This is a genomic window from Enterobacter sp. 186315 (assembly GCF_053290175.1).
On record NZ_JBPTTK010000005.1, the window covers coordinates 84,576 to 108,381 of the forward strand.

Here is a 23,806-nt window from a genome sequence, read left to right on the forward strand (position 1 = left end):
TTAGTTTCCTTTTGCATCGGACAGGGTGGACAGTACCGCTTCGCGGCTTAACAACGCGGGCAGCACGTGGCCCTGCGGTAAACCCGGTCCGTAAATCTGGTTAAAAGGCACGGCAGCGCTGCCGCGCGCGGTCAGGAACTGGCTAATGCTGGCTGAAGGACGGCTCCAGTCGCCGCGCAGGGCGACAACATCCGGTGCGGACAGGGCCTCCTGCACGTCGCTTCGCAGCAGGACGTTGTATTTATTGGCTTTACAGGTCACGCACCAGTCGGCGGTGACGTCAACAAAGACCCGTTTGTTGTCTGCCAGCGCCTGGGCAATCGCCCGTTCGCTGAGCGGCTGCCAGTTCACCCGATCGCGACGGGCGTTCTCGTCGTTGGGATAGGCTACAAACGCCGCCGCAGCGGCAACGACGATAGCGAGCGCCCCGGCCCGGAGCGCCGTCTGCCAGCGGTAGCGCCGGGCGGTCACCAGCAGCAGGGTGAGGATGACCATCACGCCCAGCGTGATAACGGGCAGCGCGCCGATGTGCACCACCAGCAGGCTGAGCAGCCACAGGGAGGAGCCGAGCATCATCAGGCCCAGCGCGACGCGTACGACGTTCATCCACCGCCCCGGACGCGGCAACCTCTGCGCCAGCCCCGGCCAGGCCGCAACCAGCAGCCAGGGAAGACTCATGCCGATACCCATCGCCAGGAAAATTCCCCACAGCAGCGGCAACGGCGCCGCCAGCGCAACGGACACGGCCGTGCCGAGGAACGGCGCGGTACAGGGCGTTGCCAGCAGGGTGGCAAACGCCCCTTGCCAGAAATGACCCGCGAGGCCGTTGCCGCCGCGCGTGGCGAGGAAGGTGCTGGCGGAAGAGGGAAGACGAAACTCAAATAACCCCAGCAGGCTGGCGCTGAACAGCACCATCACCAGCGTCATCGCCGCGATAAACCACGGATTCTGGAACTGGATCCCCCAGCCGAGCGCCTGATTTCCCAGACGCAGCACCGTCATCATCAGCGCCAGCGCGAGGAACGACATCACGATCCCGGCGACCGAGGCGATAAACTGCCTGCGAATCTGCCCGCGCCCCTGACGTTCGCTCTGCACTAATGTGCCGAGCTTCATCGCCAGCACGGGCAGCACGCAGGGCATCACGTTGAGGATCAGCCCGCCTGCCAGCGCCATAAATATCACCCAGCCTAACGAGAACGCAGGCGCCTGCGTGCCCCGCCCGATAACCAGGCTGGACACCTGCGCCTGACCGCTATCGGCCAGCACCAGCGACAGGTTTTTTCCGCTGAGATCCGGTGCGGCCTCGCCCCAGCTGTCCGTTACCGGCACGCTGGCCACCAGCGAATCACCGCGCACCGTGAAGCTCGGTTTGCCGAAATCAACATCGTCCATGCTGTCGATAAACAGCGAAGGCTGCGGCCAGCCCGCGTCGCGCTGTGCCGTCACCGTCAGCTTTCCGGGGGCGTAGCTGGCGCTAAGGGTTGAGGTCAGGCCGCTGCTGAGCGGCAGCGTGCCCATCGCCCGACCGTAGTCGTAGTCAAAGCCGCCGGTGCTGGCGGTGAGATCCAGCGAGAACGGGTAGTCGGTTAACACGCAGACGTTGCTACAGGTGGAGAGCGTCAGAACGCCGCTCAGGGTGTCCGGCACCTCGCCACGCAGGATGAGGGGGAAACTGACATCGCCGCTATAGCCCTGGGTGGTGATCCCCGCGACGTCAAAGCGTTCGGGCGTGGGCCAGTGCCAGAGGGCATCAACCGGCTGATGCCAGTTAATTGCGGGGGCCACGCCGCCTTCTCCCGGCGAGCGCCAGTAGGTTTTCCACCCTTTTTCAAGGGCAACGTCCAGCAGCAGGCGGGTTTCGCCTGGGGTTTGCGGTTGCGCGCGCAGCCTGACGCTGGCGTGCGGGTTATCGGCGGCGCGTAGCCAGCCGCTGTCGGCGGCCTGGCTGAGGGGCAGCCATAGCCAAAGCAGGCAGACCAGCAGTCGCCTGAATACAGTAAGCATAAATTTTCTCCGTAAATGATGAATTAACCTGGTGTGTCAGGCGAATGCTCACTCACGGAAGACGCATAGTCGCAGATGCACCCGTAGTCGGGGCGGGGAGATAACGCGAGGGGGCCACAGCCGCTCGCGGCGCGGCGGATTGGCTGCCAGCAGGGCCAGCAGCAGCGTCACGGCAAACAGCGCACCTTCAAACAATATCGGCGGCACCGCCATCAGCGACTTGGCGCTGAGTTCGCACGGGGTCACCGGGGCTTCGCTGTTTTCCTGTTCCTGCTGAACGGACTGGCTGGAGGCGGTGATATTCATAACAAGCGCGTGCATCCCGGCCATCCGCTGCGCGGTGCAAATCAGCACCACCAGACAGGCCAGGGCAACCAGCAGAATCGCCTTGCGTTGTCGTTTGATCATCACTACCTCATATATTCACGAGGCTTATCTTATAGGGCGCGGGCTTTTTGGCAACGCTAAAGCTGTAAAGAAGTGTCTGGATGGAAAGGAATTTGCCCTCTCCTTTGCAGGAGAGGGCCGGATATCACAGGGTTTCGCCGTTGCTGGCAATGACGGTTTTATACCACTCGAAGCTTTTCTTACGGGAGCGGGACATATCGCCCGTGCCGTCGTCATGCTTGTTCACGTAGATAAAGCCGTAGCGCTTGCTGTATTGACCGGTAGTGAAGGAGACGCAGTCGATGCAGCCCCACGGGGTATAGCCCATCAGGTCTACGCCGTCATAGGTGACCGCCTTCATCATCTCTTCCACATGCGCGCGCAGGTAGTCGATGCGGTAGTCATCATTGATGCTGCCGTCTTCTTCCACTTTGTCGTAGGCGCCAAAGCCGTTTTCGACGATGAACAGCGGCTTCTGGTAACGTTCGTACAGTTCGCAGAGGGAATAGCGCAGGCCAACCGGGTCAATCTGCCAGCCCCAGTCCGAAGCCTTCACGTGCGGGTTTGGCACGCTGCCTTCGAAACCGGAAATCGCATCGCCCGTACCGCCTTCCGCCTTCACGGCGTTGGTCATGTAGTAGCTAAAGCCTAAATAGTCGCAGGTGCCTTCGCGCAGGATCTGCTCGTCGCCTGCCTCCATTTTGATGGAGAAGCCGCGGCGCTCCCACTCGTTCAGTACGTAAGACGGGTAGTAGCCGCGCAGCTGGACGTCAGTAAAGACATAACGCTCGCGCATGGATTCCTGAGCAAACATCACGTCTTCGGGTTTGCAGGAGAACGGATAGAGCGCCACCATCGCCAGCATACAGCCGACCTTCATCTCCGGGTTGATGCGGCGCGCGGCCTTCACCGCCAGGGCGCTGGCGACAAATTGGTGGTGCAGCACCTGGTACATCGTTTCTTCTGGATTGTCGTGCTCGGTGTAGACCACGCCGGAGCAGCAGTAGCCGAACAGCGGCGCGCGCCAGTTGCGCTGGTTGTTGATTTCGTTGAAGGTCATCCAGTATTTGACCTTGTTTTTGTAGCGCTCGAAGACCACTTCGGAGAAGCGCACAAAGAAATCAACCACTTTGCGGTTGGTCCAGCCGCCGTATTCCTGCACCAGATGCAGCGGCATTTCAAAGTGGGAGAGGGTGATGACCGGCTCGATGTTGTACTTCAGCAGCTCGTCGAACATGTCGTCGTAAAACTTCAGCCCCTCTTCGTTCGGCTGAGTTTCGTCGCCTTTCGGGAAGATGCGGGTCCAGGCAATCGAGGTACGGAAGCACTTGAAGCCCATCTCGGCAAACAGCTTGATGTCTTCTTTGTAGTGGCCGTGAAAGTCGATGGCTTCGTGATTCGGGTAGTATTTCCCGTCAATCACCTCCTGGGTGATTTCACGCGGTACGCCGTGCGCGCCGCCGGTCAGCACGTCACAAATGCTCGGCCCTTTGCCGCCTTTGTTCCAGCCGCCTTCAACCTGGTGAGCGGCGACAGCGCCACCCCATAAAAAATCTTTTGGTAAGGTGAGTTTTTTCATCTTTGCTATTCTCAACGTATTTCTGATGGTGTCGAGTCTAGCAAAGCGAATTTAAATGTCACGATATAACAATTTGCGGAAAATGTAATTTGTCACATCAAAAAAACAGGGTGTTTTATTCCGTTAATTTCTTCGCCAGCTTTCTGCCGAGCGACTCCAGAATATAGATAACCGGTATTTGCGTGGTAATATCGTAGACCCCGCCGATGCGGGTTTGGGGAACATGCCATGAAAGGTTAAAGTCCGCCAGCTTCGCAAGGCGGGAGTGCTCGTGGCTGGTGATAGAGAGCACCTTGCAGTGGTGCAGGCTGAACTGGCTGGCGAAGCGCAGGATCTCTTCCGTTTCACCGGAAACAGAAAGCACGATGGCCAGCGCATTTTTTGCCATATCGTTAGTGACCGGGAAATAGGGATCGTCAATATGGTTGCTGAATTTTCCAATATTCGAGAAGAAGCGCGCGCCATATTTTGCCAGCGAGCCAGAGGTGCCTGCACCCACAAAGATAATACGCTCTGAGGATAATATAATATCCACCGCGCTATCTAATAACGCATCGAACTCTTCATTATTCACGCTTTTAAAAAAGCTGATAATTTCGCTGGCGCCGAAATTAGCCTGCTGAGGTTCGTTTTGCTCTAAATACAGTTTAAAGCGCACGCGAAATTCCGAGTAGCCGTCGCAGTTGAGTTTGCGGCAAAACCGAAGGATAGTGGTGGTCGACACTCCCGCCGCATCCGCCAGCTCACGGATGGTCATGTACGTTACTTTGTCCCGGTTTTTAATGACATAGTTATAGACCATCATCTCCAGATTATTGAGGCTGGCAATGGCGGAATGGGAGAACATACTCACAGTGGCTAAACTCACTCGTCAGACTTTACCTGGAAGGAATCATAACATGCAGCCAAACGACATCACTTTTTTTCAGCGCTTTCAGGAAGACATTCTGGCCGGGCGTAAAACCATTACCATTCGGGACGAAAGCGAGTCGCACTTTAAAAGCGGGGACGTTCTGCGCGTGGGCCGTTATGAAGATGACGGCTATTTTTGCACTATCGAAGTCACCGGTACGTCAACCGTTACGCTGGACACGCTGACGGAAAAACACGCAGATCAGGAGAATATGTCGCTTGCCGAACTCAAGCAGGTGATAGCCGAAATCTATCCTGACCAGCGCCAGTTTTATGTGATTGATTTTAAATGTCTTTGAAGTAAAAAGGAACAAATGTTAGCTGAAATGAAAAACTAAGTTGCTGATTGTAAATCAGAAAAATCGCGGTGACTTTATTTTAGCTAACATGTGTTCACTGGAATCATTCTCAGTTAGCATAGTCAGACGATGAATCATCATCTTCTGTTTTCCCCGGAGTAACCTATGGTAAGTAAGCCATTAATGGCGCAGGGATATTCGCTGGCTGAGGAAATAGCCAACAGTATTAGCCACGGCATCGGCCTGGTGTTTGGGATCGTCGGGCTGGTTTTGCTGCTGGTACAGGCGGTGGACACCAACGCCAGCGCGATGGCGATTACCAGCTACAGCCTGTACGGCGGGAGTATGATCCTGCTGTTTTTAGCCTCGACCCTGTATCACGCCATCCCGCATCAGCGGGCTAAAATCTGGCTCAAGAAATTCGACCACTGCGCTATCTATCTTCTTATCGCAGGCACCTACACGCCGTTTTTGCTGGTGGGGTTAAACTCACCGCTGTCGCGTGGCCTTATGATCGTGATCTGGAGCCTGGCGCTGATAGGCATTTTATTTAAGCTGACCATCGCGCACCGGTTTAAGGTGCTGTCGCTGGTGACCTATCTGACGATGGGTTGGCTGTCGCTGATTGTGGTGTACCAACTGGCGATTAAGCTTTCGGTGGGTGGGGTAACGCTGCTGGCGGTCGGTGGCGTGGTCTACTCGCTGGGCGTGATTTTTTACGTCTGCAAGCGTATCCCCTATAACCACGCTATCTGGCACGGCTTTGTGCTGGGCGGCAGCGTGTGCCATTTCCTGGCAATTTATCTGTACGTGGGTCAAATCTAAGTCGGGTGGCGCCTACGCCTTACCCGACCTACCGTCTTCTCCCTCTCCCCATGGGAGAGGGGCGGGGTGAGGGCACCCGCCCGCACGGTGGACAAATCTACGGCACTATTCTTCCAGTGAATACGGCAGCGGCTCAATGCTCAAGGTGTTGGCATCGTCGCGCACGCGGAACACGCTGTCGGCTTCCATGTCGTTATTCATTACTACCTGCACCAGCAGGCGGCCGTCATCAAGCTGAACGGCGGCGAGCACGGTGCCGGTCCGGCGCCAGTTTTCACCCATCTTCATTTCGAGATCTTCACCCGCTTCCGGCACGCGGCTGGCGTGGCCTGCCAGCGTCCACAGCGCGCGTTTGTTCGCCCCACGGAACTTGGCTCGCGCCACCATCTCCTGCCCGGTGTAGCAGCCTTTCTTAAAGCTAATCCCGCCCAGCGCCTGGATGTTGGTGGCCTGTGGGATGAACTGCGCGCTGTTCGCGGCGTCAATCACCGGAAGCCCAGCTTCGATGTTCAGCGCCAGCCACTGCTGGCTGTTGTTTAACTGGGCTTCACCGCGCAGCGCTTCGGTAACGCGCTCGGCGGTGGCGACATCGGTCACCAGCAGGAAACGCTCCGCAGGATGCTCAAACCACAGGATGGACGTTTCGCCTTCGCTGACCAGCTGTTTCTCCGCATCCGGCAGCTCGGCGAAGAGATTCGCCAGCGCCGCACGCGCCTGAAAACCCGCCACGCCCAGCAGGACGTGCTCGTCGTCTGCGGCAATCGTGACTTTAGAAAACACCGCATACTTTTTCAGTTCAGTGAGCTGCGCGTCACGCAGGCTGCGGCGCTCAATTAAGGCAAAGCCGTCCTGGCGGCGGAACAGACGCAGGTTGCTCCACATTTTGCCTTTAGGATCGCAGTGCGCCGCGAGCAGGTGCTGATGCTCGGTCATCTGGCTGACGTCAGCGGTGACCTGGCCTTGCAGGTATTTTTCGGCGTCGGCACCTTTGAGTGTCGCCAGCGCCCAGTCATCAAGAGTAATCAGCGTCAGCGGCAGTCGCGCGGAGGCGACGGGCTGGCGAGGAGAAAATGGAGTAAAAGCCATAGTGGTATCCTGAATTGCTCAACGCTTTGATAATGCCTAATGGTAAAAGAGACTGGTGTCATTGCAAGCGCTTTCAGCAGGCCATTCGTGCCATAACGATGATCTGCGTGGCGCCACGCAAAATAGTGTAATCCCCTGTCTTATTGAGGATTATTCTGGAAGCATGCTCGTGGTTTGCAAGATTCCAGTAATGAAACAGCCAAAAACACGTTACACTAGCCAGAGTTCCCGACAGATATAAAGAACACCGAACGGGACACCACTGTGCCAAACGTAATGCAGGAAACAGAACATGGATATTAACAACAAGGCCCGTATTCACTGGGCGTGCCGTCGCGGTATGCGTGAACTTGATATTTCCATCATGCCTTTCTTCGAGTATGAGTACGACAGCTTAAGCGATGACGATAAGCGCCTGTTCGTACGCCTTCTTGAGTCTGACGATCCTGATTTATTCAACTGGCTGATGAATCACGGCAAGCCCGCCGACACCGAGTTGCAGCGGATGGTGCAATTAATTCAAACACGGAATCGGGAACGTGGTCCTGTGGCAATCTGATCTTCGCGTATCCTGGCGCTCGCAGTGGATGTCTTTATTGCTCCACGGGCTGGTCGCGGCATTTGTTTTGCTGATGCCCTGGCCGCTTAGCTACACCCCGCTGTGGCTGCTGTTGCTCTCATTCGTGGTGTTTGACAGCGTGCGCAGCCAGCGCCGCATTAACGCTCGTCAGGGTGAAATCAAACTGCTGATGGATTCTCGCCTGCGCTGGCAGGGGAAAGAGTGGGAGATTATCGGCGCGCCCTGGATGCTCAATTCAGGCATGATGCTCCGTTTACGCCGGGCAGACGGCGGACGTCGACAGCACCTGTGGCTGGCGGCAGACAGCATGGATGTTGCGGAGTGGCGGGATCTGCGTCGGATGATGTTGCAACAGCCGACGCAGCAGTAAGCGCGGTTAGCTGAACTTTTCAGCCATCTCGCCGAGGATCTGTTCACACCAGGTTTGCAGGCGTTCGTCGCTGAGATCGTATTGGTTGGTTTCGTCGAGCGCCAGGCCCACAAACAGCTGCCCGTCGGCGATGACCGGTTTTGGGCTGGTAAACTCGTAGCCTTCGGTCGGCCAGTATCCAATAAAGGACGCCCCTTTCGGCAAGAGCTTGTCGTGCAGCATGCCAAGCGCGTCCAGGAACCATTCACCGTAACCCAGCTGATCGCCCATTCCGTACATCGCAATGATTTTGCCGTCGAGGTTAACGGCATCGAGCCGATCCCAGATGGCTTCCCAGTCTTCCTGAATTTCACCGAAATCCCAGGTAGGAATGCCGAGGATCAACACGTCGTACTGCTCCATGAGCGCGACCGCGTCATCTTTCAGGTTGTGCAACGTCACCAGTTCCGGGCCAATGATGTCACGAATTTTCTCTGCCGCCATTTCGGTGTAGCAGGTGCTGGAACCGTAGAAAAGACCAATATTCATCGCGTAAATATCTCAAATCTTGCTTTGACTTTGCGCCTAGTGTACCAGAAAGGTATGGCAATCAGGCATAATGGCCGGATTGCAGAACCAAAGGGGCTGATGTGGAAAAGGATCTCGCACTCATTGAACAGTTTCTCGATGCGCTCTGGCTGGAGAAAAACCTGGCGGAGAATACGCTAAGCGCCTATCGACGCGACCTCACCATGCTGGTGGAGTGGCTGGCGCGCCGGGGGCTGACGCTTGAGAGCGCGCAAAGCGACGACCTGCAAGGATTGCTGGCAGAGCGCGTAGAGGGCGGGTACAAGGCGACCAGCTCGGCGCGGTTGCTCAGCGCGATGCGGCGATTGTTCCAGCACCTCTATCGGGAAAAGATCCGCGCCGACGACCCCAGCGCCCTGTTAGCCTCCCCGAAACTCCCTCAGCGACTGCCAAAAGATCTGAGTGAAGCGCAAGTTGAGAGATTATTACAATCTCCCGCGGTTGACCTGCCGCTGGAGTTACGCGATAAAGCGATGCTTGAACTATTGTATGCTACCGGTCTGCGTGTTTCTGAGCTAGTCGGGCTGACGATGAGTGATATCAGCCTGCGTCAGGGCGTGGTGCGTGTGATAGGTAAAGGTAACAAAGAACGGCTGGTACCGCTGGGTGAAGAGGCGGTTTACTGGCTGGAAACGTATCTGGAGCACGGTCGTCCGTGGCTGTTAAACGGCGTTTCTATCGATGTGCTTTTCCCCAGCCAGCGCGCGCAGCAGATGACGCGACAAACGTTCTGGCATCGCATTAAGCATTACGCCACACTGGCCGGTATCGACAGTGAAAAACTTTCGCCGCACGTTTTGCGTCACGCCTTCGCGACGCATCTGTTAAACCACGGGGCCGATTTACGCGTGGTGCAGATGCTGCTTGGACACAGCGATCTATCAACGACGCAAATTTATACCCATGTCGCGACGGAACGCTTGCGGCAGCTACACCAACAGCACCACCCACGCGCGTGAGTGCCGACGAATTGTAACAGGATCCTATATGAAAAAGTCTTTAGCGCTGTTCACCCTGCTGGCAGCCTCGTTTACCGGTTTCGCCCATGCTGACGATGCCGCGATCAAACAGTCGCTGGCAAAACTCGGCGTCACCAGCAGCGAGATCCAGCCTTCCCCGGTTGCGGGCATGAAAACCGTCATGACCAACAGCGGTGTGCTCTACGTCACGGAAGATGGCAAACACTTCCTCCAGGGGCCACTGTACGACGTGAGCGGCGCGCAGCCGGTGAACGTCACCAACCAGCTGCTGATGAAAAACCTGAACGCGCTCGACAAAGAGATGATCGTCTACAAAGCGGCGCAGGAAAAACACGTTATTACCGTTTTCACCGACATCACCTGCGGCTACTGCCACAAGCTGCACGAAGAGATGAAAGACTACAACGCGCTGGGGATCACCGTGCGTTACCTGGCCTTCCCGCGCGCGGGTGTGAACAGCCAGCCTGAAAAAGACATGAGGGCAATCTGGTGTGCGAAAGACCGTAACCAGGCCTTTGATGATGCGATGAACGGCAAAGGCGTTAAGCCGGCCTCTTGCGACATCGATATCGCCAATCACTACGCGCTGGGCGTGCAGTTTGGCGTGAACGGCACCCCTGCTATCGTGCTTAGCAACGGCTACGTTGTGCCGGGCTATCAGGGGCCGAAAGAGATGAAAGAGTTCCTCGACGCGCATCAGAAACAGCTGGGTGGTAAATAAGACGCGTGAAAGCCCCAGTCCAACTCCGTCGTCGCGAAGTCAATGAAAACGCAGATCTTCCTGCGGATATGTCGCCCCTGTTGCGTCGGCTTTATGCCAGCCGGGGCGTGTTAACGCCTGCCGATCTTGAGCGCAGCGTAAAAGGCATGTTGCCCTGGCAACAGCTGAGCGGCGTCGAAAAAGCAACCGAGATGCTCTACAACGCGTTCCGTGAAGGCACGCGCATTGTGGTGGTCGGCGATTTTGATGCCGACGGTGCGACCAGCACCGCGCTGAGCGTCCTGAGCCTGCGGGCGCTGGGCTGCGATAACGTGGCGTATCTGGTGCCTAACCGCTTCGAAGACGGCTACGGCCTGAGCCCGGAAGTGGTCGATCAGGCCCATGCGCTTGGCGCGCAGATGATCATGACCGTGGATAACGGGATCTCATCCCATGCGGGCGTCGATCGCGCGCACGAGCTGGGGATCCCCGTGCTGGTGACCGATCACCACCTGCCTGGCGACACCCTGCCTGCCGCTGAAGCCATCATTAACCCGAACCTGCGCGACTGCGCCTTCCCGTCGAAATCGCTGGCGGGCGTGGGCGTGGCGTTTTACCTGATGCTGGCGCTGCGCACGCTGCTGCGGGAGAAAGGCTGGTTTGAGGCGCGCGGGATTGCTATCCCGAACCTGGCAGAGTATCTCGATCTGGTGGCGCTCGGTACCGTGGCGGACGTGGTGCCGCTCGATACCAACAACCGCATTTTGACCTGGCAGGGGCTTAGCCGCATTCGCGCCGGGAAATGCCGTCCCGGCATCAAAGCGCTGCTGGAGATCGCCAACCGCGACCCGCTTAAGCTCGCCGCCAGCGATTTAGGCTTTGCGCTCGGCCCGCGCCTGAATGCGGCGGGGCGGCTCGACGATATGTCCGTCGGCGTGGCGCTGCTGCTGTGCGACAACATCGGTGAGGCGCGCGTGCTGGCCAACGAGCTGGACGCCCTGAACCAGACCCGCAAAGAGATTGAACAGGGGATGCAGGCCGAAGCCCTGACCCTGTTTGATAAGCTGGAGCGCAGTGGTGACACGCTGCCCGGCGGCCTGGCGATGTATCACCCCGAGTGGCATCAGGGCGTGGTCGGTATTCTGGCATCGCGCATCAAAGAGCGTTTTCACCGTCCGGTGATTGCGTTTGCGCCTGCGGGCGACGGCACGCTGAAAGGCTCTGGCCGCTCGATTCAGGGGCTGCACATGCGCGACGCGCTGGAGCGCCTCGACACGCTCTATCCAAACCTGATGATTAAGTTCGGCGGCCACGCGATGGCGGCGGGGCTGTCGCTGGAAGAGGCGAAGTTCGACGAGTTCCGGCGTCTGTTTGGCGAGCTGGTCACGGACTGGATCGACCCTGCGCTGTTGCAGGGCGAAGTGGTGTCCGACGGCGCGCTCGCACCGCAAGAGATGACCATGGAAGTGGCGCAGATGCTGCGCGACGCCGGCCCGTGGGGGCAGATGTTCCCGGAGCCGCTGTTCGACGGGCGTTTCCGTCTGCTGCAACAGCGCATTGTGGGTGAACGCCATCTGAAAGTGATGGTGGAACCGGTCGGCGGCGGCCCGCTTCTTGACGGTATCGCCTTCAACGTTGATACCGCAGTCTGGCCGGACAACGGCGTGCGCGAGGTTGAACTGGCGTACAAACTGGACATTAACGAGTTTCGCGGCAACCGCTCCCTTCAAATCATCATCGACAATATCTGGCCAATTTAGCGGCAGTAATCTCTATAAAAAAGGGCGTGGATTCGGTACAATCCCGCTCTTATCACCGCATTTTGACTAGTCCATAAAAGAAAACAGACCATGTTTGAAATTAATCCGGTAAAAAACCGTATTCAGGACCTCACGGAGCGCTCCGACGTTCTTAGGGGGTATCTTTGACTACGATGCCAAGAAAGAGCGTCTTGAAGAAGTAAACGCCGAGCTGGAACAGCCGGACGTCTGGAACGAACCTGAACGCGCACAGGCGCTGGGTAAAGAGCGTTCCTCTCTCGAAGCCATCGTAGACACGCTGGATCAAATGGCTCAGGGTCTGGAAGATGTTTCCGGTCTGCTGGAGCTGGCTGTTGAAGCCGAAGACGAAGAAACCTTTAACGAAGCCGTAGCAGAACTCGACGGGCTGGAAGAGAAGCTGGCACAGCTTGAATTCCGTCGCATGTTCTCCGGCGAATACGATAGCGCTGACTGCTATCTCGATATTCAGGCGGGTTCTGGCGGCACCGAAGCGCAGGACTGGGCCAGTATGCTGACGCGTATGTACCTGCGTTGGGCTGAAGCGCGCGGCTTCAAAACCGAAATCATCGAAGAGTCTGAAGGTGAAGTCGCGGGTCTGAAATCCGTGACCATCAAGATCATCGGCGACTACGCTTACGGCTGGCTGCGCACGGAAACCGGCGTTCACCGCCTGGTGCGTAAGAGCCCGTTCGACTCCGGCGGCCGTCGTCACACCTCCTTCAGTTCCGCGTTTGTCTACCCGGAAGTTGACGATGATATCGATATCGAAATCAACCCGGCGGACCTGCGTATCGACGTATACCGCGCATCCGGTGCGGGTGGTCAGCACGTTAACCGTACGGAATCTGCGGTGCGTATTACCCACATTCCAACCGGGCTGGTTACGCAATGCCAGAACGACCGTTCCCAGCATAAGAACAAAGACCAGGCCATGAAGCAGATGAAAGCGAAGCTTTATGAGCTGGAAATGCAAAAGAAAAATGCTGAGAAACAGGCGATGGAAGACAACAAATCTGACATCGGTTGGGGCAGCCAGATCCGTTCTTACGTCCTTGATGACTCCCGCATCAAAGACCTGCGTACCGGGGTTGAAACCCGCAACACGCAGGCGGTGCTGGACGGCAGCCTGGACCAATTTATCGAAGCAAGTTTGAAAGCAGGGTTATGAGGAACCAACATGTCTGAACAACAAGCACAGGGCGCTGACGCGGTAGTCGATCTTAATAACGAACTGAAAACCCGCCGCGAGAAGCTGGCAGCGCTGCGTGAGCAGGGCGTGCCGTTCCCGAACGATTTTCGTCGTGATCACACCTCAGACCAACTGCACGCTGACTTCGACGCGAAAGAGAACGAAGAGCTGGAAGCGCTGAACATCGAAGTGTCCGTTGCTGGCCGTATGATGACCCGTCGTATCATGGGTAAAGCCTCCTTCGTGACCTTGCAGGACGTGGGCGGCCGTATTCAGCTGTACGTTTCTCGTGACGATCTGCCGGAAGGCATCTACAACGAGCAGTTCAAGAAGTGGGATCTGGGCGATATCCTGGGCGCCAAAGGCAAGCTGTTCAAAACCAAGACCGGCGAGCTGTCTATCCACTGTACCGAACTGCGTCTGCTGACCAAAGCGCTGCGCCCTCTGCCGGACAAATTCCACGGCTTGCAGGATCAGGAAGCGCGCTATCGTCAGCGCTATCTGGATCTCATCTCTAACGATGAATCCCGCAAGACCTTCAAAATTCGCTCCCAGATTATGGCGGGTATCCGTCAGTTCATGGTGAACCGCGATTTTATGGAAGTAGAAACCCCGATGATGCAGGTGATCCCTGGCGGCGCATCCGCGCGTCCGTTCATCACCCATCACAACGCCCTGGACCTGGACATGTACCTGCGTATCGCGCCGGAACTGTACCTGAAGCGTCTGGTGGTCGGTGGTTTCGACCGCGTGTTCGAAATCAACCGTAACTTCCGTAACGAAGGTATCTCCGTTCGTCATAACCCAGAGTTCACCATGATGGAACTCTATATGGCTTACGCGGATTACAAAGATCTGATCGAGCTGACCGAATCCCTGTTCCGTACTCTGGCGCAGGACATTCTGGGCACCACCGAAGTGCCTTACGGTGAAGAGGTCTTCGACTTCGGCAAGCCGTTCGTGAAGCTGACCATGCGCGAAGCGATCAAGAAATACCGTCCGGAAACCGAGATGGCGGATCTGGATAACTTCGACTCTGCGAAAGCTATTGCTGAAAGCATCGGTATTAAAGTTGAGAAGAGCTGGGGTCTGGGCCGTATCGTGACCGAGATCTTCGAAGAAGTAGCCGAAGCGCACCTGATTCAGCCAACCTTCATCACCGAATACCCGGCAGAAGTGTCTCCGCTGGCGCGTCGTAATGACGTGAACCCGGAAATCACCGATCGCTTTGAATTCTTCATCGGCGGCCGTGAAATCGGTAACGGCTTTAGCGAGCTGAACGATGCAGAAGACCAGGCGCAGCGCTTCCAGGATCAGGTTGATGCGAAGGCCGCAGGCGACGACGAAGCGATGTTCTTCGACGAAGACTACGTGACCGCGCTGGAGCACGGCCTGCCGCCAACGGCGGGTCTGGGTATTGGTATCGACCGTATGGTCATGCTGTTCACCAACAGCCATACCATCCGCGACGTGATCCTGTTCCCGGCGATGCGTCCGGTGAAGTAAGTCGATAAGACGTAAAAAAAGCCCCGAAAGGGGCTTTTTTATTGCGCCGCGAAGGCTCTGAGCGCGTCGCGGGCGACGGTGGCTTCCATCACCATCCACGGGCTAAAGGCCCACGGAGTGGCGTCCAGCGCGCGGAATAACGCCTCCAGTTCAATCCAGCGGTACTCCATCACTTCATCGCTGTTCACGACGAGCGGCTGGCTGACGCGGGCGGCAAAAACCGGGCAAATCTCGTTTTCGACAATCCCCGAGGGATCGGTTTTGCGGTAGCGAAACTCAGGCGCGACAGGCGTGATGTTGGCAATCTCTGCACCCACTTCAAAGCGGCAGCGGCGGATAATGGCCTGTTCGATCTCTTCGCCCGACTGCGGATGTCCGCAAACGGAGTTGGTCCAGACGCCGGGCCAGGCTTTTTTGCTTAATGCCCGACGGGTAACCAGGCATTCGCCGTTGTCGTTGAATAGCCAGGAGGAGAAGGCGAGATGCAGCGGGGTGTTGGTGGTGTGCGCGGCATATTTCTCCTGCGTGCCAATCGCGTTTCCCTCGTTGCTGACTAATATGACGTGTTCTTGAATGCTCATCTCTGCTCCTGTGCCTGGAATGCCGATGGCGCAAAGTACATTGCCTTAGTGAATGAAACGGGCGGATGCAGCGCCAGCAGACGGGTACTATTATACAGTATTCTTATACGAACAGTTTGGCTCCAGGAGCGGAAAAGGGCGTAACGTCAACAGTCCCGACTGACAGTCCGTTGACTTTAAGGCGTTATCCGTAAACCTCTCCTGTTGGGCATCAGGATTGAGGCTGCTATCATAGTGCGCCATTCACGCTGACCGAGGATCTGTTTTGTTTGCAGGAAGCCTGACGAGAAATCCCATCACTGCCGTAATCCTTCTGGCGCTAACGTTATTGCTGGCGGGCTGCTCTGGCAGCAAATCATCTGATGGGGGCAGCTATTCCGGGGCGGTTTATACCGTGAAGCGCGGCGATACGCTGTATCGAATTTCCCGCACGACGGGCACCAGCGTGAAAGATCTGGCGCGGCTAAATAACATTTCGCCTCCGTATACCATTGAGGTGGGGCAGAAGCTGAAAATTAACGGCGGCGCGTCCTCAGGCAAAAAATCCTCCTCAAAAGGCAAAACCGCTAAAGTCACGCCGTCCTACGCCGTACCGCAATCCTCCTGGCCGCCGGTCGGACAGCGCTGCTGGATCTGGCCTGCCAGCGGTAAAGTTGTCGTGCCGTATTCCACCTCCGAGGGTGGCAATAAGGGCATCGATATCGCCGCCGCGCGCGGCACGCCGGTGTACGCCTCCGGCGCCGGAAAGGTGGTTTACGTCGGCAACCAGCTGCGTGGTTATGGCAATCTGATCATGATCAAGCACGGCGAGGACTACATCACCGCCTACGCGCATAACGACACGATGATGGTGAATAACGGACAGAACGTGAAGGCAGGGCAGAAGATTGCGACGATGGGCAGCACCGGGACAGACTCGGTGAAGCTGCATTTCCAGATCCGCTATAAGGCGACGGCTATCGATCCGCAGCGCTATCTCCCGGCGCAAGGGAGCAAACCAAAGTGCTAAGTGGTTATTTAATCGCCGGTTAATCACAAAGTAGCTTGTGCGAACGTGCGTAAGGCCTATAATGCTTACGCACTCCTAAGCGGGCGTAGTTCAATGGTAGAACGAGAGCTTCCCAAGCTCTATACGAGGGTTCGATTCCCTTCGCCCGCTCCAGTTTTCTCTTCTTATTTACCCCTGCAACAACGACAGCACCGAATCCGGCAGATGGTTCGATTTCGCCAGCACCGAATTTCCGGCCTGCTGCACAATCTGTGCGCGAGACATATTCGACACTTCTACCGCGTAGTCGGCGTCTTCAATACGCGACCGCGAGGTGCTCAGCGCGGTGGACGTTGCAGCCTGCACGTTCTGGGCGGACTCCAGGCGGTTCATCGTCGCGCCCAGCTGGCTACGACGGGCATCGACCCGGGCTATCGCGGCGTCCAGGGCGGCCAGCGGATTATCCGGGTTGCGCAGGCGGATCCCCTCGTCGGTTTCCCGCAGGTTGATGGTGGTCCAGCCCGTGGCGGCATCGGTTGAAGCCGTATAGCTGTTGGGATAGTAAATCTGCACGTCGCCGCTGCCGTTCAGCGTTTTGATCAGCATCGAGCCGTCGGTCTGCTTCACCAGGGTGGCGGTTTTTCCGTCGGCACCGAGGTTCATCACATAGTTACCGTCAGCGTCGCGGGCGAGCACGTTCGGGAAGGTCTGACCGGCGTTGTCCGTATAGTTCAGCTGCATTTTATCCGGATCGATAGTCACGTATGACGTGCCGCTGACGGTGGTGACGTCGGTAAATCCATTGCTCGTGGTGCTGTTCGCCTGCACGGTGACGGAAGGCGTGCCGCCGTCGCTGCTGACGGAAACCGACGCCGCGTAATAACGGAAATCCCCGCCGCCATTGTCCACTTCCATGAAATACGAACTGCCGTTTCTCACCAGACGGGTTGCGCCAGAAGCCGCATTGCCGCTGCTGTCGAGAAAGGTCGGGGTGATGCTCGTTAAATCCACGTCAGGCGTGCTGGTCACGTTTGCTGGTGAGGCAATCCCCGTCTGCGCGGAAGGGTTGGTGACTTTCGCCTGCATTGTGCCGGTCGGCCCCCAGCTGAGTTCGGCCTCAAAATAGTCCGTTCCCTGCTGGATATAATATTTCCCGCTGCTGCTCACCAGCGCGTCCGCGCTCATCGGCGCGTTGCTGTCATCGACAAACGAAAGTCCTGACACCGTGCGAGAGGGCAGCGTGGAGATATCCGCGTAGAGCGGCGACGCGGTGACCGCGGAAACGTTCACCAGGGCCGTGCTGGTGGCCGTGGTGTAAGACGCCCCGTAGCTCGCGGTGAGGTAGGTGTTTTTCCCCTGCGCGTCGGTGCCCTGAATAAACATAATCCCGCTGCTGCTGCGCACCAGTTTGGCGGAGGTCAGCGGGTTGCCGGCGGTGTTAAAGCTCAGCGTGGTGCCCGGGCTGTTCAGCGCGATATTGCTGGCGGTGCCCACGAGCTGGTCGGTTGGCGTCACTTTCCCGCTGATCCCGCGGATCACCAGGTCGGTCAGCCCAAGCTCGTCCACGCTAAAACCCGGTTTACCGAGGTAGAGGCCCATCGTTTCCTGGTCGTTTACCCCGACCTGAATCGGCACGTTGCCCGCGCTGCCGTCGAGCACGTTTTTACCATTAAAGGTGGTCTGGGAATTAAGCCGGGCGATCTCTTTCAGGTTATTGTTGATCTCAGCCTGAATGCTGTCGGCATCTTCTAAGGTATAGGTCTCACTCAACGACTGTACGGACAGCTCACGAATACGCTGGAGTCGCTGGTTGATTTCGCTCAGCGCGCCTTCTGCCGTTTCCGCCATTGAACGTCCGTCGCTGGCGTTGCGCTGTGCCTGCATGAAGCCTTTTATCTGGCTGTTCATGCGGTTAGAAATTGCCTGTCCGGCCGCATCGTCTTTGGCGCTGTTGATACGCATCCCGGAGGAGAGGCGTTCAATCGACTGTTGCAGCGCAGAGCTGTTCTTTAATGCTGTGTTTTGAATTACCAGTGTATTGACGTTAGTGATGATACTGGCCATCTTTCGCCTGCTTTTTATTAGTATGCTTCCAGATATCATCGACAAAACGGAGGATATATTTAGCTTAAATTCACTCTTATTTTTAATAGGTGACTTCTGCAAAATTTAAAATTAAACCCTCTTTATTTTTACGGATTATTTCTTCGCTGTTATACCTGTCGCCCAAACTTTGTTTATCGGGCGAGAAATGAAAAAAGTTATCCTGATAGGCGCTGGAATGCTCGCGAGCTCATATGCCCACGCCAGTGCGCTCTATTTTTATGAAACAGGCACTGAAGATACCGCGCTGGCCGGAGCCGGGCAGGCCGCGCGCGCTCAGGATGCCTCGACGATAATGACGAACCCCGCGGGTATGACGCGTCTGCCGGACCATATGGTAACGGGCGGTTTGCAGGTGATGGATGGTTCTATCGATTACCAGTTAGATAATGACGCCCAAAGAAGTCCCGGGGATGTGATGAAAACCGTCCCCAACGCGAGCGCGTTTTACAGCCAGAAAGTAAACGACAATCTTTATGCCGGAATTGGCCTGTACGGCAATTACGGCCTGGGGATCGATTACGGCAGCTGGGCGGGTGACGGGGTGATTAAAAAGAGCACCATGGCGGCGATGACGCTCAGCCCCTCGCTGGCCTACAGGCTCAACGATCGGCTCTCCATCGGCGCGTCGATGAATCTGAACTACGGATTTTTCTCGCTTACCCGTAATGCGAATGATGAAGACCACACCCAGCGCGACAGCGACTGGGCCATGAGCTATCGTCTGGGCCTGCTGATGCAGCTCACCGATCGCACCCGCGCGGGCATCACCTGGAACAGCCAGACAGATTACGATTTCGATATCGACGGCAAAGCGCGTCTGCCCCACGGCAGCTATCGCCTGCCGATATCTGCCCAGGTGCGGGCGCCTCAGCAAATTATGCTGAGTGTGGTACACGACGTGAACGCGCGGTGGTCGGTGATGGGCGATCTGGGCTGGCAGGACTGGAGCCAGTTCGGTGCGCCGCAGATTGAGGTTGAAGGCCATCGGCTTGATAACGCCAGCCGGATGAAGGACACCTGGCACGGCGCTGTTGGCGTGCAGTATCGCCCGACGCAGAAGTGGCGCCTGAACGCCGGAGTGGCGTTTGACAGCACGCCGTATCGCGACCAGCACGACGTGGCCATGACCTTGCCCACCGGGGATGAATGGCGCTTCGGGACGGGCGCGCAGTACCAAATCACACCCGCGAGCAATATCGGGGTGGCGGTGGAGTACCTGCACATGCAGTCATCCTACGTCAACGCGCCCGCGGTCTTTGCCGGGCACTATGACTCGCCTCATCTGTGGTTTGCCAGCGTGAACTACAGCTATCAGTTTTAACCCACAAATGCCTTATTTATCCGATCTATACTGGAAGGTGTCTTATCCATTCAGGTAACGCTATGCATATTTTGCCCCCCGTCCGCCCGGAGCAGGCCATCGCAAGGTTAACTGCAATCCTCGAACCCATTGCCGAAAAGGTGAAGCTTATCCCGCGCAAGCGTATCACCTGGGCCCATAAGGGACGCCAGCAGATGTATATGTTTGTGCAGGGCGAGCTTTCCCTGCTGCGCGCGTCGGACGGGCTGCTGCTGGTCACGGTCTATGAGCCTCATCTGTTCGGTATTGCGGAGATGATCCAGCCGACGCAGGGCCATATTCTTCGGGCGGAAACGGAATCGACCATCCTGCGCGTGGATGCGGATCGTGCCGCAACGCTGTTTACCGAGGAGGGCGTCTGGGAGGAAGTGGCGGCCCTGTTGTCCTATCATACCGCCTACCTGATCTATCGCGATGCCCAGGTTGTGCAGCAGCGAACCTACTCCGTTATTCGTAACCATCTTCAGGAGATGATGTTATTGCCGGAAGAGGCGCGAATGCGTACCACTATTCTGGAGTATATTCAGGACCGGACGCTATTATCCCGCAGCAGTATTCTGAACGTTCTCTCTGCCCTTAAGCAGGGCGAGTATATTGACTTCAAACGCGGTGGCTATTTGCTTGAAATAAAGCATCTGCCTGAATCATTCTGATTGCAAATTTAAAATTAAACAGGATTGGCGTTAACATTAGCACCATTTGTCGATATCGTTTGCAGCGTGATTTCATTATTTAAGCAAACGGTATTTCTATGAAAAAGACACTTGTCGCATTAATTATTGTTAATGCCTTCACGGCGACCACGGCTTTTGCTGCCGCTGACGCGGGCACCTGGTACGGCGGCGCGAAATTCGGCTGGTCTCACTATTTTGATGCTAACACCGGATCAAAAGCACAGGATCGCAACGGCGGTTCGAATGACTATAATGTCGATCACGATAACGTCGGCGGCGGTATTTATACCGGCTACCAGTTAACACCGTGGCTTGCCGTTGAAGGCGGGTATGATTATTTAGGTAATATGCAGATCAAGGGCAAACACAGCGCGGGCGCGCAGATGAAGAGCCAGGGTCTGCAAATGTCCTTAAAGGCGAGCTACGCGGTGACGGACAGCTGGGATCTCTACGGTCGTGCGGGGGCGATGGCCTATCGCGCAGAGTCTGATGTAAGTGGTCACAATCGTTTTGAGACCGGCGTGCGCCCGCTTGCGGCAGTGGGTACGGAGTATGCGTTCAACAAAAACTGGGCGGGTCGTCTTGAGTATCAGTGGGTGAGCAACGTGGGTAACGCCAACCAGATTGGCGTCAGCAGCGACGTAAGTTCTGTTACCGCAGGCCTGACCTACCGCTTCGGCCAGCACGATTAATCGTTGATGGTGCCGCTGTTAAAAAGCCTGACCGCGCGAGTGGTCAGGCTTTTTGACGTTAGCCCGCAATTAACGGCTGCAATACGATATTAATATTTTGCAGTCCTGCTTTGTTTTTATCCTTCAGATATTGCTGGTTCACCATATCCAGCTGTTCAAGCTTGCTCAGCGACGCATAGACGCGCTGCACGGGGCTGTCTGGAATAAATATCTCCTTCGCGTTAGCGTCCTGCAAATAGTCCGATTTAACCATGGTTGTTAACTTATCAATCTGCTGTTTATTCGTTTGATAAAGTGCGGCTATGTGCGAGGTTTGTACCGGGGTTGGTTTTTCGCCCGGTAAAACCAACGGGATTTTCAGGTGGTTTATCTGCTCGACTTTATCGGGTTGCGATGTGCTACAGGCGGTTAATGTTAATAAGCTGAATATCATGATGCTTAAAGGCATTCTGTTCATAAAATTACTCTGTAAGAAAAAATGAATAAACATTATCCGTAACCGCCAGTGCGACTTCAGATTAAAGTTGTTTATTTTTAAATGTAATCAAAATGGGCGAGAGAAAACGCGGGTGATAACCTTTCTGTATTGATACGTCACACGGCGGGATTATTACCGCAGAGGATTTTATGAAGCTGAAATTAATTGTGAGCGCAATGACCGTGGCCGGTCTGTTATCCACCTCGCCCGCGATGGCGCAGGACGTGGCAAAAGAGGCGACCGCCTCAACGAAAGCCGCCAATGAAGCACTCTACGGTAAGCTGCCTTTCTTCGATAAAACAGATTTTAGCAATGCCCATAAAGGTTTTGTCGCCGCTCTGCCGCAGGACGTCATCAAGGGTGAGAAGGGCAACGTTATCTGGGATCCGCAGCAGTACGATTTCATCAAAGAGGGGCAGAAAGCCCCTGCGACCGTTAACCCAAGCCTGTGGCGTCAGGCGCAGCTGATCAACATCAGCGGCCTGTTTGAAGTGACCGACGGGGTGTACCAGATCCGTAACCTCGACCTCTCCAACATGACCATTATGGAGGGTAAAGAGGGGATCACGGTGATCGACCCGCTGGTCTCTGCCGAAACCGCGAAGGTGGGGATGGATCTCTACTATAAGAACCGCGGCAAGCGCCCGGTGGTGGCGGTGATTTATACCCACAGCCACGTTGACCACTACGGCGGCGTGCGCGGCGTGGTAGATGAAGCGGACGTGAAGTCCGGCAAGGTAAAAGTCTATGCGCCCGCCGGATTTATGAAAGAAGCGGTGTCGGAAAACATCATGGCGGGGAATGCCATGAGCCGCCGCGCCAGCTACATGTACGGCAATCTGTTAAAGCCGGATACTAAGGGTCAGGTCGGCGCGGGGCTGGGAACCACCACCTCGGCCGGGACGGTGACGCTTATCGAGCCGACCAACTACATCACCGAGGACGGACAGAAAGAGACGATTGACGGCCTGACCTACGATTTCATGCTTGCACCCGGCTCGGAAGCCCCGTCCGAAATGCTCTGGTACGTTGAAGAGAAGAAGATGATCGAGGCGGCGGAAGATGTCACCCACACGCTGCACAACACCTACTCCCTGCGCGGGGCGAAGATCCGCGATCCGCTGGCCTGGTCTAAGTACATTAACGGCGCGATTGAGCGCTGGGGCGATAAGGCCGAGATTATTATGGCCCAGCACCACTGGCCGACGTGGGGCAACGCTAACGTGGTGAAGCTGATGAAAAATCAGCGCGATATGTACCGCTATATCAATGACCAGACCCTGCGCCTGGCGAACAAAGGGCTGACCCGCGACGAGATTGCCGCCAACTTCGCGCTGCCGGACGGGTTGGCGAAGTCCTGGTCGAGCCGGGGCTATTACGGCTCGGTGAGCCACGATGTTAAGGCAACCTATGTGTTCTACCTCGGCTGGTTCAACGGCAACCCGGCGACGCTCGACGAGCTGCCTCCGGTGGACGCGGCGAAGAAATACGTTCACTACATGGGCGGCGCCAGCGCCATTCTGGAGAAGGCGAAAGCGGATTACGCGCAGGGTAACTACCGCTGGGTGGCACAGGTGGTCAGTAACGTGGTCTTTGCCGATCCTTCCAACAAAGCGGCGCGCAATCTTGAAGCCGATGCCCTGGAGCAGCTGGGCTATCAGGCGGAGTCCGGCCCGTGGCGTAACTTCTACCTGACCGGCGCGCAGGAGCTGCGAAACGGCGTGCAGAAGCTGCCGACGCCAAACACCGCCAGCCCGGATACGGTGCGCGCGATGTCGCCTGAAATGTTCTTTGATTTCCTGGGCGTACATATCAACGGCGTCAGAGCCGCCAATGCCAAAGCGGTCTTAAACGTCGATTTAGGCAGCGAAGGGCACTACAAGCTGGAGCTGGAAAATGGCGTGCTGAACCACACGGCCAACGCGGAGGCAAAAGAGGCGGATGCGACCATTAAGCTGAGCCGCGACACGCTGAACAACATCATCCTCAAGCAGACCACGCTTAAACAGGCGCAGGAAAACGGAGGGGCCACGATTACGGGTAACGAAGCGAAGCTCAACGAGATGCTGAGCTATATGGATACCTTTGATTTCTGGTTCAATATCGTGACGCCATAAGTCCGCTTCCGGCATAAAAAAGGCTGCATCTGCAGCCTTTTT

Annotated in this window: 23 protein-coding genes and 1 tRNA gene; 15 read left to right on the plus strand and 9 right to left on the minus strand. The window is 56.5% G+C overall.

Going from position 1 to position 23,806, the window contains the following annotated elements:
• From ACSVHP_RS07755 to ACSVHP_RS07770, 4 genes are all read right to left on the minus strand, one after another.
• Nucleotides 1-2,007, minus strand: a complete 2,007-nt coding sequence (locus ACSVHP_RS07755) for a protein-disulfide reductase DsbD family protein (protein WP_447551539.1) — start codon at nt 2,005-2,007, stop codon at nt 1-3.
• Nucleotides 2,008-2,055: 48 nt separating this feature from the next.
• Nucleotides 2,056-2,415, minus strand: a complete 360-nt coding sequence (locus ACSVHP_RS07760; RefSeq protein WP_234670784.1) for a copper resistance protein — start codon at nt 2,413-2,415, stop codon at nt 2,056-2,058.
• Between the two features lie 124 nt (nt 2,416-2,539).
• The gene (gene bglA / locus ACSVHP_RS07765; protein ID WP_417313897.1) at nt 2,540-3,973 is read right to left on the minus strand and encodes a 6-phospho-beta-glucosidase BglA; all 1,434 of its coding nucleotides are present in this window, start codon (nt 3,971-3,973) and stop codon (nt 2,540-2,542) included.
• Nucleotides 3,974-4,088: 115 nt separating this feature from the next.
• Nucleotides 4,089-4,820 (minus strand): MurR/RpiR family transcriptional regulator, encoded by a 732-nt coding sequence (locus ACSVHP_RS07770; protein ID WP_234670788.1) that lies wholly within the window; start codon nt 4,818-4,820, stop codon nt 4,089-4,091.
• A gap of 52 nt (nt 4,821-4,872) precedes the next feature.
• Here ACSVHP_RS07770 and yqfB point away from each other — a divergent pair, with 52 nt between their 5' ends.
• Nucleotides 4,873-5,184: a N(4)-acetylcytidine aminohydrolase gene (gene yqfB / locus ACSVHP_RS07775; RefSeq protein ID WP_447551542.1), complete on the plus strand. Its 312-nt coding sequence runs from the start codon at nt 4,873-4,875 to the stop codon at nt 5,182-5,184.
• A 165-nt stretch (nt 5,185-5,349) separates the two neighbouring features.
• Nucleotides 5,350-6,009 carry a PAQR family membrane homeostasis protein TrhA gene (trhA, locus tag ACSVHP_RS07780; protein ID WP_234670792.1) on the plus strand — a complete coding sequence of 220 codons (660 nt, stop codon included), beginning with the start codon at nt 5,350-5,352 and terminating at the stop codon, nt 6,007-6,009.
• A 105-nt stretch (nt 6,010-6,114) separates the two neighbouring features.
• Here the strand turns inward: trhA and ygfZ are convergent, their stop codons facing one another.
• Nucleotides 6,115-7,095 carry a tRNA-modifying protein YgfZ gene (ygfZ, locus tag ACSVHP_RS07785; protein WP_447551543.1) on the minus strand — a complete coding sequence of 327 codons (981 nt, stop codon included), beginning with the start codon at nt 7,093-7,095 and terminating at the stop codon, nt 6,115-6,117.
• Nucleotides 7,096-7,387: 292 nt separating this feature from the next.
• Between ygfZ and sdhE the strand changes: the two genes are divergently transcribed.
• The gene (gene sdhE, locus ACSVHP_RS07790; RefSeq protein WP_010435322.1) at nt 7,388-7,654 is read left to right on the plus strand and encodes an FAD assembly factor SdhE; all 267 of its coding nucleotides are present in this window, start codon (nt 7,388-7,390) and stop codon (nt 7,652-7,654) included.
• Entirely contained in the window at nt 7,635-8,045 is a 411-nt protein-coding gene (locus ACSVHP_RS07795; protein WP_234670796.1) for a protein YgfX, read from the plus strand. The genes sdhE and ACSVHP_RS07795 overlap by 20 nt, the downstream gene beginning before the upstream one ends.
• A 6-nt stretch (nt 8,046-8,051) precedes the next feature.
• Here the strand turns inward: ACSVHP_RS07795 and fldB are convergent, their stop codons facing one another.
• Nucleotides 8,052-8,573, minus strand: coding sequence for a flavodoxin FldB (gene fldB / locus ACSVHP_RS07800; protein ID WP_447551545.1), 522 nt, complete (start codon nt 8,571-8,573; stop codon nt 8,052-8,054).
• Between the two features lie 101 nt (nt 8,574-8,674).
• Here fldB and xerD point away from each other — a divergent pair, with 101 nt between their 5' ends.
• From xerD to lysS, 5 genes are all read left to right on the plus strand, one after another.
• The gene (gene xerD / locus ACSVHP_RS07805; protein WP_234670801.1) at nt 8,675-9,571 is read left to right on the plus strand and encodes a site-specific tyrosine recombinase XerD; all 897 of its coding nucleotides are present in this window, start codon (nt 8,675-8,677) and stop codon (nt 9,569-9,571) included.
• 28 nt (nt 9,572-9,599) lie between these two features.
• Nucleotides 9,600-10,313: a bifunctional protein-disulfide isomerase/oxidoreductase DsbC gene (gene dsbC / locus ACSVHP_RS07810; RefSeq protein WP_447551547.1), complete on the plus strand. Its 714-nt coding sequence runs from the start codon at nt 9,600-9,602 to the stop codon at nt 10,311-10,313.
• Nucleotides 10,314-10,318: 5 nt separating this feature from the next.
• The gene (recJ, locus tag ACSVHP_RS07815; RefSeq protein WP_417313404.1) at nt 10,319-12,052 is read left to right on the plus strand and encodes a single-stranded-DNA-specific exonuclease RecJ; all 1,734 of its coding nucleotides are present in this window, start codon (nt 10,319-10,321) and stop codon (nt 12,050-12,052) included.
• A gap of 90 nt (nt 12,053-12,142) precedes the next feature.
• Nucleotides 12,143-13,241 (plus strand): peptide chain release factor 2 gene (gene prfB, locus ACSVHP_RS07820; protein ID WP_234670807.1). Its coding sequence is split into 2 segments (ribosomal slippage): nt 12,143-12,217 and nt 12,219-13,241, totalling 1,098 coding nucleotides; the frame shifts between segments, so codons are not numbered across the junction.
• A gap of 9 nt (nt 13,242-13,250) precedes the next feature.
• Nucleotides 13,251-14,768, plus strand: coding sequence for a lysine--tRNA ligase (gene lysS / locus ACSVHP_RS07825; RefSeq protein ID WP_417313403.1), 1,518 nt, complete (start codon nt 13,251-13,253; stop codon nt 14,766-14,768).
• A 38-nt stretch (nt 14,769-14,806) separates the two neighbouring features.
• Here the strand turns inward: lysS and idi are convergent, their stop codons facing one another.
• On the minus strand, nt 14,807-15,349 hold the full coding sequence (idi, locus tag ACSVHP_RS07830) for an isopentenyl-diphosphate Delta-isomerase (RefSeq protein ID WP_234670811.1): 543 nt from the start codon (nt 15,347-15,349) through the stop codon (nt 14,807-14,809).
• A gap of 265 nt (nt 15,350-15,614) precedes the next feature.
• On the opposite strand from idi, the gene actS reads away from it, so the two are divergent.
• Together actS and ACSVHP_RS07840 are read left to right on the plus strand one after the other, a co-directional pair.
• A complete protein-coding gene (gene actS / locus ACSVHP_RS07835) occupies nt 15,615-16,358 on the plus strand; it encodes an amidase activator ActS (RefSeq protein ID WP_234670813.1) in 744 nt (247 codons plus the stop codon).
• A gap of 79 nt (nt 16,359-16,437) precedes the next feature.
• Nucleotides 16,438-16,511 (plus strand) — tRNA-Gly (locus tag ACSVHP_RS07840).
• Between the two features lie 15 nt (nt 16,512-16,526).
• Here the strand turns inward: ACSVHP_RS07840 and ACSVHP_RS07845 are convergent.
• A complete protein-coding gene (locus ACSVHP_RS07845; RefSeq protein WP_447551549.1) occupies nt 16,527-18,401 on the minus strand; it encodes a flagellin N-terminal helical domain-containing protein in 1,875 nt (624 codons plus the stop codon).
• A 187-nt stretch (nt 18,402-18,588) separates the two neighbouring features.
• Between ACSVHP_RS07845 and ACSVHP_RS07850 the strand changes: the two genes are divergently transcribed.
• The 3 genes from ACSVHP_RS07850 to ACSVHP_RS07860 all read left to right on the plus strand — a co-directional run bounded on the left by ACSVHP_RS07850 (nt 18,589) and on the right by ACSVHP_RS07860 (nt 21,169).
• Nucleotides 18,589-19,764: an OmpP1/FadL family transporter gene (locus ACSVHP_RS07850; protein ID WP_447551550.1), complete on the plus strand. Its 1,176-nt coding sequence runs from the start codon at nt 18,589-18,591 to the stop codon at nt 19,762-19,764.
• Between the two features lie 62 nt (nt 19,765-19,826).
• A complete protein-coding gene (locus tag ACSVHP_RS07855; RefSeq protein WP_234670821.1) occupies nt 19,827-20,456 on the plus strand; it encodes a winged helix-turn-helix transcriptional regulator in 630 nt (209 codons plus the stop codon).
• 98 nt (nt 20,457-20,554) lie between these two features.
• Nucleotides 20,555-21,169, plus strand: a complete 615-nt coding sequence (locus ACSVHP_RS07860; protein WP_417313399.1) for an outer membrane beta-barrel protein — start codon at nt 20,555-20,557, stop codon at nt 21,167-21,169.
• A 58-nt stretch (nt 21,170-21,227) separates the two neighbouring features.
• On the opposite strand, the gene ACSVHP_RS07865 is transcribed toward ACSVHP_RS07860, so the two are convergent.
• Nucleotides 21,228-21,626: a hypothetical protein gene (locus tag ACSVHP_RS07865; RefSeq protein WP_447551553.1), complete on the minus strand. Its 399-nt coding sequence runs from the start codon at nt 21,624-21,626 to the stop codon at nt 21,228-21,230.
• Between the two features lie 170 nt (nt 21,627-21,796).
• On the opposite strand from ACSVHP_RS07865, the gene ACSVHP_RS07870 reads away from it, so the two are divergent.
• Nucleotides 21,797-23,764: an alkyl/aryl-sulfatase gene (locus ACSVHP_RS07870; RefSeq protein ID WP_447551555.1), complete on the plus strand. Its 1,968-nt coding sequence runs from the start codon at nt 21,797-21,799 to the stop codon at nt 23,762-23,764.
• Nucleotides 23,765-23,806 lie beyond the last annotated feature (42 nt).